The sequence below is a fragment of the Chromobacterium sp. W521 genome, from assembly GCF_052805975.1.
The window spans coordinates 341,690-357,202 of the sequence record NZ_JBRBAF010000005.1; the positions used below are offsets into that span (position 1 = coordinate 341,690).

A 15,513-nucleotide genomic window follows, 5' to 3' on the forward strand; every position below is an offset into this window, starting at 1 on the left:
GTTCTACTCTTTATGATTGCATTTTGTTTGCCGCGAAGCCCGGACGCCTGGGACGCCCGACCGCTTCACGGCGAATATTAAATCTCTGCGTTACAAGCTGGCCGCGGCCAGCTTGGCGCCGAAGCCGACGAACAGCGCGCCCACCGAGCCTCCCAGCGCCGCGCTCAACTTGCGACGGCGGCGGAAGGCCTGGGCCAGCCGGTGGCCGGCGACGATCAGCGCGGTCAGATACAGCGTGCTGCACGCTTCCACGATCAGCCCCAGCGCGACGAAGGTCAGCGCAGGATGCGGGTAAGCGGGATCAACGAATTGAACAAAGAAGGACACGAAAAACAGGATGGCCTTCGGATTCATCAAGCTGATCAGCAAGGCTTTGACGAAAGGATTTTCCTCTCCCACCAGCACCGACTTGGCCTCGGCCGCTTCGCCGCGGGCGGAGCGGCGCCAGGCCGTCAGCGCGCCGCGCAGCATATTGAAGCCCAGCCAGGCCAGATAGCCGCCGCCCAGATACTTGACCACGGCGAACAGCATCGGGTTGGCCTTCAGCAGACCGGCCGCACCAGTCGCCGCCAGCGTCATCAGGATAAAGTCGCCGATGATAATGCCGCCGGCGCCGGCAAAGCCGGCGCGCGTGCCGCGCTGCGCCGCCACCGACAGCACATACATGGAGTTGGGCCCCGGCAACAGCACAATGAGAACGGCGCCCAGCAGATAGGTGGTGAGATCGGTAATCCCCAGCATGTCCCCGCTCCCCGCTTAAACGCGTTCCGCCATCGAGGCGATGAAACGGTCGAACAGATAAGCGACGTCTTCCGGCCCCGGGCTGGCTTCCGGGTGGCCCTGGAAGGAGAAGGCCGGACGGTCGGTCAATGCGATGCCCTGCACCGTGCCGTCGAACAAGGAACGGTGAGTCACGCGCACGTTGGCCGGCAGGCTGGTTTCATCCACCTGGAAACCATGGTTCTGGCTGGTGATCATCACCCGGCCGCTGTCCAGGTCCTGCACCGGATGGTTGGCGCCGTGGTGGCCGAACTTCATCTTGGACGTCTTGCCGCCGCTAGCCAGGCCCAACAGTTGATGGCCGAGGCAAATGCCGAATACCGGCAGCTTGGCGTTCAGGATGTCCCGGATGGCGGCGATGGCGTAATCGCACGGTTCCGGATCGCCAGGGCCGTTGGACAGGAAGACGCCGTGCGGATTCAGCGCCAGCACGTCGGCGGCCGGGGTCTTGGCCGGCACCACCGTCAACTGACAGCCGCGTTCGGCCAGCATGCGCAGAATATTGTGCTTGACGCCGAAGTCGTAGGCGACCACATGGAAGCGGGTAGACGACTGCACTTGATAGCCGGCGCCCAATGTCCACTCGCGCTCGGTCCAGGCGTACGGCTTGTCGCAGCTGACCACCTGGGCCAGATCCTGGCCGGCCATGGAGCCGAAGCCCCGCGCCAGTTCCAGCGCGCGCGCCTCATCGACATCCCCGGCCATGACGCAGCCGGCCTGAGCGCCCTTTTCGCGCAGGATGCGAGTCAGGCGGCGGGTATCGATGTCTGCGATGGCGACGACATTGTGCCGCTTCAGATAAGCGGACAAGGAATCTTCGGCGCGGAAGTTGCTGTGCAACAGCGGCAGATCGCGAATGATCAGGCCGGATGCAAAAACGGCGCGAGATTCGGTGTCTTCCGAATTCGCGCCGACGTTGCCGATATGGGGATAAGTCAGGGTGACGATCTGTTTGGTATAGGAGGGGTCGGTCAAAATCTCCTGATAGCCGGTGATGGCGGTATTGAACACCACCTCGCCCACCGTATGTCCGGCGGCCCCGATAGCACTGCCCTTGAACACGGTGCCGTCGGCCAAGACAAGGATTGCGGGTACGGTTGACACAAGCTGCTCCTATTGCGTTTGCGGCGGGTAAGGAAAAACCGGCTGCGCCGGTTTGTTTGACCCCGTCCGCCTGCCTGGCCGCCTTGCTCGCGCAAGACCCTGGCCGCGACAGATGGGATCTGTCCCTACCCTAAGTTTTCGAATTGCTTTATGTGAAGAACGGGACTCGATGCCTGGCGCATCAGTCCCGTTTGGTTAAACCTTTCTATAGTAACGCCAGACAGGAAAAATCACAAGAAAATTCCATAAAATGACAAATGAACGGGCATCAAGCCCCGGGGCGAATCTGCCATTGCACGCTGGTCGGTCCGCTCGGTTTACCCAGCATCAACATCAACGGCTTCAGGGCGTCGTATTTCTCCGGAGGGCTGTCGGCGCTGCCGCTCAGCGCGAAGGCCGCTCCCGGCTGCCACTGCCCCTGCCCGCTCAGATTCAGCGGCCCATCCAGCGTCGCCACGTTCAACGCCACGCCCGCGCCGGCGCCGTTGACGTCCATCTGGTAAGAGCCAAACGGAGACAATGGGCTCAACGGCGAGGCCGCGCCCAGCCAGCTGAGCTGGAGATTGCCGGCCAATTGGCCGCTCTTGCGGCTGAACTGGCCGACCTTGAGCTGCAGATCGCCGCCCAGCCGCGCCGCCTGCCAAGTCTTGGACAGATTCGCCAGCGCCGCCACCGGCAGCGTCAGGTTCACGCCGTTCACCTCCACGCCGCCCCAGCCCCATTCCAACTTGCCGTCCTGGCCGTCGCTTTCCAGCAACCAGATCGCCCGGCCAGACAACAGGGCCTTGGGCTGGAAATTCCAGCCAATCCTGCTCATGGGCAACACCTCGCCCTTGTCCCCTACATAGACCAACTGCGTCTTGCCCTGCCACACCGTTCCTTGCGCACCGCTGAACTGCCAGCGGTCGCCGGTGGCTCGCAACAGCGGCAACGACAGCAAGGTCGCCGGCAAGGCGGCGACCAGGCCGGTCAGAAACAACGCGCCCAATAGCGCGCCAATCAGAATCTTTCGTTTCATGCGCCGCCTCCGGCATGCGCCAGCAGCGCCTTGATATGCACTTGGCCCGGCATCGGCTGCGCCTCCGCCCTCACGCTGAGCACGCGCACCTGATGCTGAGCCGCCAGCACGCCGGCCAACTTGACCCAGGCGTCGAACGCCATCGTCCCCTCCATCGCCACGCCGGACTCGCCCTCGGGGCTCAAGTGCCAGCCAGCCTCGGACAAGCCTTGGCTCTGCGCCACCTGACGAATCACCGGCAATAGCTCCTTGGCGGGCAGCGCCGCTTGCGCGGGCTGGCGCTTCAGTTGCTCTGCCTCGCGAGCCAAAGACTGCACATGGCTTAGTTCGGCTTGAAGGCGCGCCGCCGCGGCGCGGTTGCGCTCTACCGATTTGCCCGCAGGCTCCCAAACGCCGGCGTAGAGCACGCCGACGCCGAGCACGACGGCCATCGCCAGCAGCAGCCCTTGTTCCCGGCGGCTGCGCTGCCGCCAGTAGGCGACGAATTGTTCACGGTATTGCTTCATTTCAAGGCTCCCGGGACAAGCTGAGTTCTTTGGTCCCTTGCTGAGTGGCGGTCACGTCCAAGCGGATTTGCTTAGCCGCCAGTTGACTGCGCCAGCGCTGCAAGGTTTCCCCCGGCACGTCCGCCACTTGCAGCTTGAGCCGCCCGCCTTCGTAGCTAAGCGTGCGGGTCTGCAAATCGCGGCCGCTGAGCGCGGCCAGCGCGCCCATCAGTTCCAAGGCGTCGTCGCGAGCCGGCAGGCCGTGGCTCAGCCGCAGCTTGTCCACCGCCCGCGTCATTGCCAGCGCGCTGCTGCCCGGCATCGCCTGACCGCCTATCCAAGGTTTGGCGGCGGCGCGAATGTCGGCCGACAGGCTTTGTTTCTGCCAGGCGTACCAGCCGGCCTGACTCAGGGTCAACGCCAGCTGCGCCGCCAGCAAGCCGCCCAGCACCAGCCCGGTCCGTCTCAGCGCCGGCCCCCAGTCGCGCCAGCGGCGATTGGCCGCCAATTCGCCGTTGGCGAAATCGAAAGCCTGTTGTGCCTGGCCATGCCGCCAATCATGAGCGGCCAATTGCTTGGGCTCGCCTTGCCACGCGGGCAGGCGCGAGCCGATCAGACCGGCTGCTTCAGCCCCGCACACAATCAGGCTGGCCGGCGGCAGCTGTGTCGCCAGCCGTGCAAACAACCGTTGTTCGGTGGTTTCGCCGCAATAGGGCAGCCAGGCCGCGCGCGTGGCGCTCAGCCGCAGCAGCCAGCCCTCGCTACCGCGCGCCACGCTCCAACCGTCGCGCGCAGGCGACGGCAACAGGCTTTCCTCCGGCAGGATGCGGTCGCAGAGCCGCCCGGCGCTCTTGAGCATGGCCACGGCGCGGCGCACCGGAAACGCCTCGGTCACCGCCACTGCCCGGCTGCCATCCGGCAACTCCCCGCCAAGAGCGTAAAGATTGGCGGAGGGATCATTGATCAGCCCCTCCTCCAGAGCGAAACCCATCATCGCCGCCGTCGGCTGCTTGACCGCGGCCGGCAGCCGCGCCTGGGTGAACAGAGTGCGGCCGGCAGGCAGGATCAGTTCGCAACGATCGGCGCGCGGCCAGCCGGCCGGCGCGCTGTCGCCCTGAGCGCTCGGCTCGCCGCGCGCGCCCAGCAAGGCCCAGGGCAGCCCCGGTTCGCTATCGGGCCAACCGGCCCGCAAATAGAGTCTAAGCGTTGTCATTCTGATTTCCGTTTCCCCTTGCCGGCGGCGGGCGGACCGCGCCGTCTTGCCGCCACAACGCCTTCACCACATTCATATTGCTGTAGATCAGCGCCCGCATTTCCAGCCGCGCCCGTTCCAACCGGGCCGAACTGTCCAGCATGAAGTAATTGGACGCCGCCCCGATATCGGTGTCGGCGACGATGCCCGGCGCCGGCAACCGCGCCTTGAAATCGTTGGCGTCCTTGTAGTAATTGACCTTGCGCTGGTTGAGCAAAACCAGCAAATTGCCGTCGCCCACGCCGGGCAACAGCGTTTTCATCACCGCCGGCGTGGCGGTGTTGACGTTGATCTGGCTAACGTCCGCCGGCAAGGCCGCCACGTGCGGCAGCAGCTTGTCCAACACTTCAGGGGTGTAGCCCGGCAACCAGCGCAACATCTCCACGCGAAGCAGCGGATGGCCCGGCGCCGCCGCGCCCGGCTCCCGCGGCCGACTCTCGCTCGCCGGCTGGCTGGCGTCCTCCGAATCCTTGCCGCCGCGCAACTGCCTGACCAGCGGTTCGGACAAGCGCGTGGGCAGACCCAGCGTGGTCAACAGCCGCTTGTAGAACACCAGCTGCCGCGCATTGGTCTGGCCGTTCTGCACTAGTGAATTCAGATTGAAGCGTCCCTGCAGATCGCTCAACTGCCCGGCCACGGTCACGCCCTGCGCCTCGGTCTGCGGCAAAGGTTGCGCCCACAGCTGAGACAAGGCCACCACGCCGTTGCCGGCCGCGCCGTTGTTGAAACGCAGGATTTCCATCGCCCAGCCCAGGCCGGCGTCCGCCACCAGGCGCAGTTGGGCGCGATTGCGATCATTGTCCAGTTGGTGCCACCACAGGCCTTGCTGCCATAGCACCAGCGAGGCGGCGGTGGTAGCCAGCGCCACGATCAGCAAGGCCATGATCACCGCCATGCCGCGCTGCTTCCGGCTCCCCGACGCCCTCATGGCAGCGCCCATATCCGTTTCGCCCATTCATTGCCCGGCATGCGGATGCGCATTTCCAGCGCGCGCGGGCTGCGCGCCGAGCTGGCTTCTCGCGGCGGCCAGTTCTCCAGCCAGTTGCCGTCGTCCAACATCACGCGCCATCGCACCGCGGCGTCCTTGCCCAAAAGCACGTAGGCGGTCGGCGCCGCGCCCTGGGCGTCGCCCGCCGCCCAGCTGAGGCCTTGCGCGCCGGCATGGTAGCTGATGCGCTCCTGCCCGCCGGGATAGCGGGCGGAAAAACTCTGCAGGGTCAGCGTCTGTCCGTCGCCGTCGCTTTGCAGCAACAGTTGGCTGCCGCCCAAGCTCGGCCCCTGCCCTTGCGTCGGCGCCGGCATCTGACCGGTCAAATCGCCCTCCAGCCGCCGGAAGGCGCGCGCGGCGTCCACCCATTGCTCACTGGTCTGCATCAGCCGTTCGCGCGAGATCAGCAAGGAGCCGAACGCCTTGTAGCCGAGCACCGACAAGATGGCGAGCAAGCTCATCGCCACCAAAATCTCGATCAAGGTCATGCCGCCCTGCCGGCCGTCCCTCACGACCCGCCTCCAACATTCATGCGCAGGTAGCCGGTCATCTCGGCCAGCACATAACGGCCATCGCCCTGAGCCAACACCCGCACCACCACCTTGCGGAAATTGGGGTTGGGCGTCTGGCTGATCACGCGCTGCCAGCGCCAGCGCGCGCCGTCGTCGTCCAATTCTCCAGCCTGCTCGCCCACGTCCGGCCATTCGCGGCGCGCCTGCATCAGCGCGATCATGTTCTGCGCCTCCCAGGCCGCCTGCATCCGGCGCTTCATGCCTTCGCCGTTGTCGGCGGCCAGACCGGTGGCTCGCAACAACGCGCCCAAGGCCACCGCGATGATGGCCAGCGCCACCAACACTTCAAACAAGGTAAAGCCGCGCTCGCGCTTCATGAGCCTTCGTCCACCCGGCTGCGTCCCAACGGCGACAGGGTCACGGCCAAGCTGCGCGTCTCGGTCTTGATCTGCAAAGCCAGCGCGTTGGCGCGCCCGTCCTGCCACAAGAGCAGCGGCCGCCCCGCCGGCCAGGGTTGGCCGTCCAGCAACAGCGAGCCGCCGTGCACACCCTCCGGCCACAGCCGGTCGGCCAGCAATTCGTCGTTGGCGCCGCCCCAGTCCCCGTTGTCGCCGCGACGACGGAAACCATAACCCTTGGCATCCCACATCAGGGCCAGCGGATCCCCCATTTCGGCGGCGTCCGCCGCCTGCTCCAGCACCCGCGCCAATCGGTAGGCCTCATCCGAAGCCTGACGATGGGTATCCGGCCGCATGCTGAGCGTCACCGTGGTGGCCAGCACGCCGATGATCAGCATCACCACCATCACCTCAATCAGGGTGAAGCCGCGCGCCGGAAGGGAGGAGCTCATCAACGGCTCCGGCCTTACTTGACCGCGTCCCAGTTGCCGATGTCGGCGTCCACGCCCTCGCCGCCCGGCTCGCCGTCGGCGCCGAAGCTCCAGATGTCGATCTCGCCGTGCGTGCCGGGGTTGGCGTACTGGTAGGGATTGCCCCACGGGTCCTTGGGCAGACGCTCCAGATAGCCGCCCGGCTTCCAGTTTTTCGGCTCCGGCGCCGAAGTCGGCTTTTGCACCAGCGCCTGCAGGCCTTGCTCGCTGCTGGGGTAGCGGCCGTTGTCCAGACGATACAATTTCAGGGCCTGGCTCAGCGCGCCCAAGTCCTGCTTGGCGGCGACGGCGCGCGCCTCGTCCGGACGGCTCATCACCTTGGGCACCACCAACGCCGCGAGTACGCCGAGAATCACGATCACCACCATGATTTCGATCAGGGTGAAGCCTCGCTGGGCCGCTTTGGAAAGGTGTCGCATATCTACTCCTACTACCGAGGTTTCAAAGGGTCAAAACAGGGAGGGACCTTCGCCGGACAATTCCCAGACGCCGGCGGCGTCCGGCATTGGCCGGCTTGAGCTGGCCCAGCTTTCTCAGCTCGCTCGCCGCCCAGCTCATATCGTATTGCCAGGTGTAGAACAACTCGGTGCCTTCCAGCTCGCGCCCGCGCGCCTGCCAGATGTGCTTGGCCACCGTCAGCCGGTCCGCCTTGCCGCCGTGCGCGGCCAGCGCTTTCAACACCCATTGCTGTAAAACTGCCTTGTGAGACATTGCCGTGCTTCTTTCCGCAAAAATCAATGCACCATCTGGTTCATGTCGATGATGGGCATCATGATGGCCAGCACAATCAACAAGACCATGCCGCCCATGAACAGGATCAGCAGCGGCTCCATCAGGGTGGTGAAGGTGGCGAGTTTGCGCTCCACCTCCTGCTCCTGCTGCTGAGCGGCACGGTCCAGCATATGGGCCAGCGTGCCGCTGGATTCGCCGCTGCCTATCAGATGGATCAGCACCGGCGGGAATTGACGGGTGGCGTGCAGCGCACGCGACAGCGCCACGCCTTCTCTCACTTTGGCCATCGCCTCGCTGACCGCGTCCTGCATCGGCAGCAAGGTCATCAGGCCGCGCGCGGTTTCAAGCGCGGTCAGCAGCGGCACGCCGCTGCCCACCAGAATGGACAGCGTGCTGGCCATGCGCGCGGTGTTGAGCGCGCGCAGCAGACGGCCGAACACCGGCAGCTTCAACAGCCTGGCGTGAAAGCGCCGCTTCAGCGCCGGCGCGCGCAAGGCGCGCACCGTCAGAAAGAGCGCGGCGACAATGCCCGCCAGCAGCGCAACGCCCCACTGCCGCAGAAAATCGCTGGCGGCCACCAGCGCCCGGGTCAGGAAAGGCAAGGTCTGCTTGGTCTGCGCGAACACGCTGACCACTTGCGGCACCACATAGCTCATCAAACCGGCCACCACCAGAATGGCCACCACGGTGACCACGGCGGGATAGGCCATCGCCAGCATCACTTTTTGCTGGGTGTTCTGGCGCTTGTCCAAGTATTCGGCCAAGCGCGCCATCACCGTGTCGAGATGACCGGATTGCTCCCCGGCCTGCACCAGTGAACGATACAAGGGGAAGAACACGCCCGGCGCGGCGGACAGCGCCTGGGCGAAGCTCTTGCCTTCCAGAATGTCGCTGCGCAAAGCGGCCAGCACGGTGCGGCTGCGCGGGTGCTCGCACTGCTCGGTCACCGCGGTCAGCGCTTTTTCCAAGGGCAACCCGGCGTTGAGCAGGGTGGACAGCTGTTCGGTGATCATCACCAGCTCGGCGCGCGGCAAGCCGCGGCGCAGAGCGGAACTGCCGGCGTCCCCGTTCTTGGCGCTGACGCTTTCCACCTCCAGCGGCAGCAGGCCGCGTTCGCGAAGCTGGCTGCGCGCGGCGCGCGCGGAGTCCGCCTCCAGCAAGCCCTTTTGCTCCTTGCCAGCGGGGTCGAAAGCGGTAAAGCGGAAGGCGGCCATCAGTTCCTCGTCACCCGCATGATTTCTTCCAGCGAGGTTTCGCCGGCCTTGACCCAACGCAGGCCATCGTCGCGCAGCGAGCGCATGCCGTGGCGGGCGGCGTAGTCGCGCATTTTCTGCTCGGAAGCGCGATCATGGATCAAGCGCTGCAACTGATCGTCGACCAAGAGCAGTTCATAGACGCCGTAGCGCCCCTTGTAGCCGGAATGGCCGCAGCTTGGACACCCCGCAGGCCGGTAATGCGGCGTGTCCTCCGAACCTTCCAGCGGCACCGGATGCGGCGCCTTGCAGTGCGGGCACAGCCGGCGCACCAGCCGTTGCGCCATCACGCCCAGCAGGCTGGACGCCAAAAGGAAGGGCTCAACGCCCATGTCCACCAGCCGCGTCACCGCCGAGGCCGCGTCGTTGGTGTGCAGCGTGGCCAACACCAGGTGACCGGTCAGCGAGGCCTGCACCGCGATCTGCGCGGTTTCCAGATCGCGAATCTCCCCTATCATCACCACGTCCGGATCCTGGCGCAGAATCGCGCGCAGCGCCTTGGCAAAACTCATGTCGATGCGCGGGTTGACCTGGGTCTGGCCGACGCCGTCCAGGTGGTACTCCACCGGGTCCTCCACCGTCATGATGTTGGTGTGGCGCGCGTCCAGCCGCGACAAAGCCGCGTACAACGTGGTGGTCTTGCCCGAACCGGTGGGGCCGGTGACCAGCAGGATGCCGTGAGGCTGGCGGATCACCTTGTCCACCGCCTGCAAGGTGTCCGCCGCCATGCCCAGCGTGGCCAGATCCAGGCGGGCGTTTTCCTTGTCCAGCAGACGCAGCACCACGCGCTCGCCGTGACTGGTGGGCAGCGTGGATACCCGCACGTCCACCGGGCGGCCGCCCAGGCGCAGCGAGATGCGGCCATCCTGCGGAATGCGTTTTTCGGCGATATCGAGGTTGGCCATGATCTTGATCCGCGACACCATGGCCGCATGCAGCGCGCGGTGCGGGCTGACCACGTCGCGCAGCGAGCCGTCCAGGCGGAAACGCACCACCGAGCGGTCTTCGAAAGCCTCGATATGGATGTCCGAGGCGCCGTCGCGCAGCGCCTGGGTCAGCAAGGCGTTGATCATGCGGATGATGGGCGCGTCGCCCTCGCTTTCCAGCAGATCCTCCACCGTCGGCAAGGACTCCACCATCTGGGTCAGGTCCAAATCCTGACCGATGTCGTCCACCACCTCGGCCGCCGCGCCGTCGCGGTTGGCGTAATGCTCGGACAGCCGCTTGTCGAACAAGGCGGCCTCCAGCGTCTCCACGCTGGCCAGCCCCTGGCCGTGCAGGCGCAGCACTTCGGCCCAGGCCTCGGGCCGGCTGTCTTCGCGCAGCAGCAGATGCCGACCGCTTTCGCCGTCCAGCAGGATGACGCCGTTGGCGCGCGCGAACGGAAAGCCCAGCGCCGGCGACAGCTTGGGCTTGTTCATTTTGGTTGCGCTTTCAGGCTCTGTTCCAGCGTCGAGCGGATGCCACTCTCCGGCAGGGACTTCAGAGCCGAATCCAGATTCATCTGCAGCTTCTCCCTCTCCGCCTTCTGGCCCTCGCCGATGATGTAGTTGTAGCGATCGGTGGCGATGGAACGCGCGCCCAGATCGTCGCGGACGATGGTGGGCTTGATGAAAATCATCAGATTGGTCTTTTCGCGCTTCTTGTTGCTGTAGCGGAACAAGGCGCCCAGCCATGGAATGTCGCCCAGCAGCGGCACCTTGCTTTCATTGTCGCTGACCGCTTCCTGCAGCAAGCCGCCGATGGCGATGATGCCGCCGTCGTCGACGTTGGCGATGGTTTCTATCATCCGCTTGTTGGTGGTAGGACCCTGCGGGTTTTTATCGGTGCCCGGCACGATGGTGGACGCTTCCTGCAAAATCTTCATGCGGATGGAGCCGCCTTCGGAAATCTGAGGCGTGATTTCCAGATTGAAACCAATGGTCTTGCGGTCATAGGTCTGGAAGGGGTTGACCGAGCCATTGCTATTGCTGCCGGTATTGCTGTATTGGCCGGTCAGGATAGGCACTTCCTGACCAATCTGGATCTTGGCCTTCTCATTGTCCATCGCCATCAGGGACGGACTGGACACGATGTTGCCGCCCATTTCCGTCTCCATCGCCCGAGCCAGCGCGCCCATATTCAACACAGTGCCGATGCCAGGAATGTTGACGGTGCCCTTGACCCAGCCGATGTTGAGGCCGGCGGAGCCGGCCAGAGCGCCGAGAGGCGTGGCGGCGGCACCGGTACCGCCGGCCAGCGCCCCGCCGGACAGGCCGATGATTCCCGGATTGGAGGTGCCGGGGAAGTTGGTTCCGCCGAAAACCCCGGCGCCGTTGCCGTTGAGCGCGCCCAGCGCCTGCCACTGCACGCCCAGCTCCATCACCCGCTGCGCGGCCACTTCCACCACCAGCGCTTCCACCATCACTTGTGCTCGGCGCTTGTCCAAGAGGTCAATGACATTGCGCAGATTCTGGTACATGGAATCCGGCACATTCAGAATCAGCGCGTTGTTGGTGGGGTCGGCCTGGATCATGGAACCGCCGCCTCCGGCCCCGCCGCCGCTACCGCTGCTGGACGCGCTGTCGCCTCCCACCGGACTGGCTGCCTGAGCGGCGCTGGCGGAGCCGCTGGACGAGGCCGCGGAACCGCTGCCCGAACCGCTCTGATTCAACAGGCTGGAGCTGGAGCCGCCATTGGTACTCACCGCGGTGCGGCCCTGCAAGGGGCCGGCGTCGCCGGTCATCAGCGCGCGCAGCGTCTGCGCCACTTTGCCGGCCTCTGCGTTTTTCAGGTAGACCACGCGCACATTGGCGCCGGCCTGACTGGGCTGATCCAGGAGCTTTAACAGGCTTTTGATCTTGCCGATCTTGCCCGGGGTGTCGGCGCGCACCATCAGCACATTGGCGCGCGCGTCCGGGATGATGGTGGTCTTGCCGCCGTCGGCGCCGGCGCCGCTGTCCTGCAACAGCTTGTTCAGGCTGCCGGCCAACTCCACCGCGGAGCCGAACAGCACCGGCACCACCACGGTATCGCCCGAGGCCGCGCTTTCGATCGAGTCGATAATGGACTCGATGCGCTGGATATTGTCCGCGTAGTCGGTGACGATCAGCGCGTTGGACTGCGGGTAGGCTGCAATCGTGTTGTTGGGCGACACGATGGGACGGATCACCGGCACCAGCTGATTCGCATTGCCGTATTTGAGCGTGAACACCTTGGTGATCAATCGATCGCCGTCGCCGCGCGGAATGCTCTTGCTGGCCTTGGCGTGCAACTTGGCGTCGGCCTCCGGCACGATCTTGACCACGCCGCCGCCCTCCACCGCAGAGAAGCCCTGCAAACGCAAGGAAGACAACAGGATCTGATAGGACAAGGCGCGCGGCACCGGCTTGCTGGACACGATGTTGACCGTGCCCTTCACTCGCGGGTCGATGATGAAGTTCTTGCCGGTGATCTCGCCTATCGCCTTGACCACGGTTTCGATGTCGGCGTTGACGAAGTTGAGCATCACTCCATCGTTCTGCGGGGTGGCGGCCAATGCGGCGTTGCAACCGTAGACCAGGGCCAGGATGGCGACGAGTTTGTGGATACGCATATTCAGTCTTCTTATTGGCGAACCATGCTGGCGGAATCCAGCCCAGGTTGCGGCGGGGTTTCAGGATTCACAGGGACCACGGCGGGGGGAGAAACGGGGGCCTGGGAAGGAGGAGAAATCGGCGGCGGCATCGTCGGCGGGATATTGCCGCCAACCACGGCCCCCGCGCCGGGCACGCGCTCAACCAAGGGCACAAACTGCTCGCTGCCGCCGGAACGCATCAACACGCCGGAGGCGGTGATCTGAGCCAGCTCCCAGCCATCCGGCGTCGTTTTGCCCAGCAACAAGGCCACCGAACGGCCATTGTCGTCTATCACCGCGAAGCCGGGCGCGCCGGAAGCCTGCGGAGCGTACACGCCGATTAGCTTGACCGGCGGCAAAGCCGCGGCCTGTTGCGCCACCGGCTCGCCAAACCAGTGCGCCATCGCCACATTGGCGGCAGCGGACTGCGGCGCCGGCTCGCTTAAGCCTCGCCACTGCTTGGCGGCGGGGCCCAGCAACGGCGCGGCGACCGTACCCAGCCACACGGCGGCGCCGGCCAGCGCCAGCCAAGGCAAAGCGGCGACCAGACGTCCCAGCATCGCGGCCGACGGCAACAATCGCTTCCCCTTTTCACTCCAATGGACCACTTGCTTCATTGCATCCTGGCTTCTGTATTCATTCTTGAAATCTAAGCGCGGACCTTGCGGCCAGACTCAAGCAAACGCTCGCGTCTTGGTGGAATCGGCGAGGGTCTGGCTCAAGCATGGCTGTGAGTCATGCAGCGGATTATTTGCACGCCATCAGGATACGGTCAATCCAAAAAAAGACCGAATTGCATAGCCCGGCAATATTCAGGCGAATATCAGCGCGCCATGCGATTAATTCTTCTATTAAGGACTATTTTTTCGCCCGATTTCGCACACTGCCCGTAGCTAGGGGCGGAACAAACACTATGCGGCAAAATATTTTTAATGACAAACGGTTTTTGATATTGCAGCACAGCATCTCGCAACAAGGTCTTTTTCATTATCTCAAAGGCCGATTACAAACTCATGCAAGAATCGCTCTTGCATCGGCCAGGCAACAAAAAACGCCGCGGAACCCGCGGCGTCTTCTTGGCCTTTCTCCCCGCCTCAGAACCAGGCTTCGTCCATCTCCAGCACGCTGTCCGCGCCTTCCACGATCGCGGCCGCCAAACCGCCCGCCTGCGGCAGCAAGTGCTCGCCGTAGAAACGCGCAGTGGCCAGCTTGGCTTTGAAGAAGTCGTGATCCACATCGGCCTCGCCCAGCTTGGCCTGGGAGATCAGCGCCGCGCGCGCCATCTGCCAGCCGCCCAGGGTAATGCCCATCAGCTTGAGGAAGGGCACCGATCCGGCCGCCGCACGTTGCGGTTGCCCCGTAAAGGTGGCCAGGATGAAATCGACGCTGCGGCGCGCCTGCTTGACCGCCTCATCCAGATTGTCCGCCAGGCTGGTCAAGCCCGCCGCGCGCAGCTTGACCGCGCAACCGGCCGCCTCTTCCAGCAAGGCGCGGGCAGTGACGCCACTCTCGCCGGCGGTCTTGCGGCCAATCAAGTCCAGCGCCTGAATGCCGGTGGTGCCTTCGTAGATGGCGGTGATGCGCGCATCGCGGTAGTACTGCGCAACCCCGGTTTCCTCGATATATCCCATGCCGCCGTGCACCTGCAGCGCCAGACTGGTGATTTCATTAGCCTGCTCGGTGTTCCAGCCCTTGACGATAGGGATCAGGAAATTGGCCAGCGCCTGATTGCGCGCTTTTTCGCTCGCCACCGGATGACGCGCGGCGCGGTCCAGCGCCGCCGCCGTATACAGGGCCAGCGCGCGCTGCGCTTCCACTTGGGCGCGCATGGTCAGCAGCATGCGGCGCACATCCGGGTGCTGAATAATGGCCACGCCGGTCGGATCGGGCGAGCCCACGGCACGGCTCTGCACCCGATCGCGCGCGTACTCCACCGCCTTCTGGTAGGCGCGTTCCGATACCGCCAGACCTTCGATGCCCACGCCCAGGCGTGCGTGGTTCATCATGGTGAACATGTAGTTCAGGCCCTTGTTGGCCTCGCCAACCAGATAACCGACCGCGCCGCCCTGATCTCCGAAGCTCATCACGGCGGTGGGACTGCCGTGGATGCCCAGCTTGTGCTCCAGCGATACGCAACGCACGTCGTTGCGTGCGCCCAGGCTGCCGTCGGCATTGACTAGGAATTTGGGCACGATGAACAAGGAGATGCCCTTCACCCCGGCCGGCGCGTCCGGCAAGCGGGCCAACACCAGATGGACGATGTTGTCCGCCATATCGTGCTCACCCCAGGTGATGAAGATTTTCTGGCCGCTGATGCGATAGCTGCCGTCGGCCTGCGGCATCGCCTTGCTGCGCACCTGAGCCAGGTCTGAGCCGGCTTGCGGCTCGGTCAAATTCATGGTGCCGGTCCAGGCGCCGCTGGACATCGGCGGCAGATAGACGCTCTTGAGTTCGTCCGACGCGTGATGGTGAATGGCTTCGATCGCCCCCAAGGTCAGCAGTGGCGCCAGCGAGAAGGCCAGATTGGCGGAACACCACATCTCCTCGGCCGCCGTGGCCACCAGGGCCGGCATGCCCTGACCACCGTAGGCCTCCGGCGCGCGCAGGCCCACCCAGCCGGACTCGACGTATTGCTGCCAGGCGTCTTTGAAGCCCGGTGCGGCGCTGACTTCGCCGTCGCGCCATTTCGCGCCCTGATCGCCTTGCTTGTTGATGGGAGCCAATACGCCCTCGGCAAACTTGGCGCCCTCTTCCAAAATGGCGTCCACCAGTTCCACCGAGCACTCGCCATAGCCCGGCAGGCCGCAAATGGCCGGAAGCTCGGCCAACTCGTTAAGCGCGAATTGGATGTCCTTGATCGGTGCTTGATAAATCATCGCCTTCTCCTCGTGTTTGGATGGCTGGG

General features: G+C 64.8%; 16 protein-coding genes. All 16 read right to left on the reverse strand.

The genetic code is table 11. From position 1 onward, the window contains the following. Positions 1-90: 90 nt before the first annotated feature. Positions 91-741: a leucine efflux protein LeuE gene (gene leuE / locus ACUXV1_RS10155; RefSeq protein ID WP_019100914.1), complete on the reverse strand. Its 651-nt coding sequence runs from the start codon at positions 739-741 to the stop codon at positions 91-93. Positions 742-756: 15 nt separating this feature from the next. Then, positions 757-1,884, reverse strand: coding sequence for a glutamine-hydrolyzing carbamoyl-phosphate synthase small subunit (carA, locus tag ACUXV1_RS10160; protein WP_114153180.1), 1,128 nt, complete (start codon positions 1,882-1,884; stop codon positions 757-759). A 268-nt stretch (positions 1,885-2,152) separates the two neighbouring features. Next, positions 2,153-2,902: a type II secretion system protein N gene (locus ACUXV1_RS10165; RefSeq protein ID WP_337882191.1), complete on the reverse strand. Its 750-nt coding sequence runs from the start codon at positions 2,900-2,902 to the stop codon at positions 2,153-2,155. Then, on the reverse strand, positions 2,899-3,408 hold the full coding sequence (gene gspM, locus ACUXV1_RS10170; RefSeq protein WP_019100911.1) for a type II secretion system protein GspM: 510 nt from the start codon (positions 3,406-3,408) through the stop codon (positions 2,899-2,901). Before gspM ends, ACUXV1_RS10165 begins: the two co-directional genes overlap by 4 nt. A 1-nt stretch (position 3,409) precedes the next feature. Continuing rightward, the gene (gene gspL, locus ACUXV1_RS10175) at positions 3,410-4,600 is read right to left on the reverse strand and encodes a type II secretion system protein GspL (protein ID WP_446015338.1); all 1,191 of its coding nucleotides are present in this window, start codon (positions 4,598-4,600) and stop codon (positions 3,410-3,412) included. Continuing rightward, complete coding sequence (gspK, locus tag ACUXV1_RS10180) at positions 4,587-5,534, reverse strand: type II secretion system minor pseudopilin GspK (RefSeq protein WP_446015339.1); 948 nt, start codon at positions 5,532-5,534, stop codon at positions 4,587-4,589. The genes gspL and gspK overlap by 14 nt, the downstream gene beginning before the upstream one ends. A 29-nt stretch (positions 5,535-5,563) precedes the next feature. Further along, a complete protein-coding gene (locus tag ACUXV1_RS10185; protein ID WP_043637878.1) occupies positions 5,564-6,139 on the reverse strand; it encodes a type II secretion system protein GspJ in 576 nt (191 codons plus the stop codon). Further along, the gene (gene gspI, locus ACUXV1_RS10190) at positions 6,136-6,516 is read right to left on the reverse strand and encodes a type II secretion system minor pseudopilin GspI (RefSeq protein WP_019100907.1); all 381 of its coding nucleotides are present in this window, start codon (positions 6,514-6,516) and stop codon (positions 6,136-6,138) included. The genes ACUXV1_RS10185 and gspI overlap by 4 nt, the downstream gene beginning before the upstream one ends. Beyond that, positions 6,513-6,989 carry a prepilin-type N-terminal cleavage/methylation domain-containing protein gene (locus ACUXV1_RS10195; RefSeq protein WP_446015340.1) on the reverse strand — a complete coding sequence of 159 codons (477 nt, stop codon included), beginning with the start codon at positions 6,987-6,989 and terminating at the stop codon, positions 6,513-6,515. Before ACUXV1_RS10195 ends, gspI begins: the two co-directional genes overlap by 4 nt. A 14-nt stretch (positions 6,990-7,003) precedes the next feature. Continuing rightward, positions 7,004-7,447 carry a type II secretion system major pseudopilin GspG gene (gene gspG, locus ACUXV1_RS10200; RefSeq protein WP_019100905.1) on the reverse strand — a complete coding sequence of 148 codons (444 nt, stop codon included), beginning with the start codon at positions 7,445-7,447 and terminating at the stop codon, positions 7,004-7,006. Positions 7,448-7,469: 22 nt separating this feature from the next. Next, entirely contained in the window at positions 7,470-7,739 is a 270-nt protein-coding gene (locus ACUXV1_RS10205) for a hypothetical protein (protein WP_446015342.1), read from the reverse strand. A gap of 23 nt (positions 7,740-7,762) precedes the next feature. Beyond that, the gene (gene gspF, locus ACUXV1_RS10210) at positions 7,763-8,974 is read right to left on the reverse strand and encodes a type II secretion system inner membrane protein GspF (protein ID WP_019100903.1); all 1,212 of its coding nucleotides are present in this window, start codon (positions 8,972-8,974) and stop codon (positions 7,763-7,765) included. After that, positions 8,974-10,434, reverse strand: a complete 1,461-nt coding sequence (gene gspE, locus ACUXV1_RS10215) for a type II secretion system ATPase GspE (RefSeq protein WP_043637902.1) — start codon at positions 10,432-10,434, stop codon at positions 8,974-8,976. Before gspE ends, gspF begins: the two co-directional genes overlap by 1 nt. Next, positions 10,431-12,587: a type II secretion system secretin GspD gene (gene gspD / locus ACUXV1_RS10220; RefSeq protein WP_446015343.1), complete on the reverse strand. Its 2,157-nt coding sequence runs from the start codon at positions 12,585-12,587 to the stop codon at positions 10,431-10,433. The genes gspE and gspD overlap by 4 nt, the downstream gene beginning before the upstream one ends. An 11-nt stretch (positions 12,588-12,598) precedes the next feature. After that, complete coding sequence (locus ACUXV1_RS10225) at positions 12,599-13,225, reverse strand: hypothetical protein (RefSeq protein ID WP_143330256.1); 627 nt, start codon at positions 13,223-13,225, stop codon at positions 12,599-12,601. Between the two features lie 477 nt (positions 13,226-13,702). After that, on the reverse strand, positions 13,703-15,484 hold the full coding sequence (locus ACUXV1_RS10230) for an acyl-CoA dehydrogenase C-terminal domain-containing protein (protein WP_203390841.1): 1,782 nt from the start codon (positions 15,482-15,484) through the stop codon (positions 13,703-13,705). Positions 15,485-15,513: the final 29 nt, after the last annotated feature.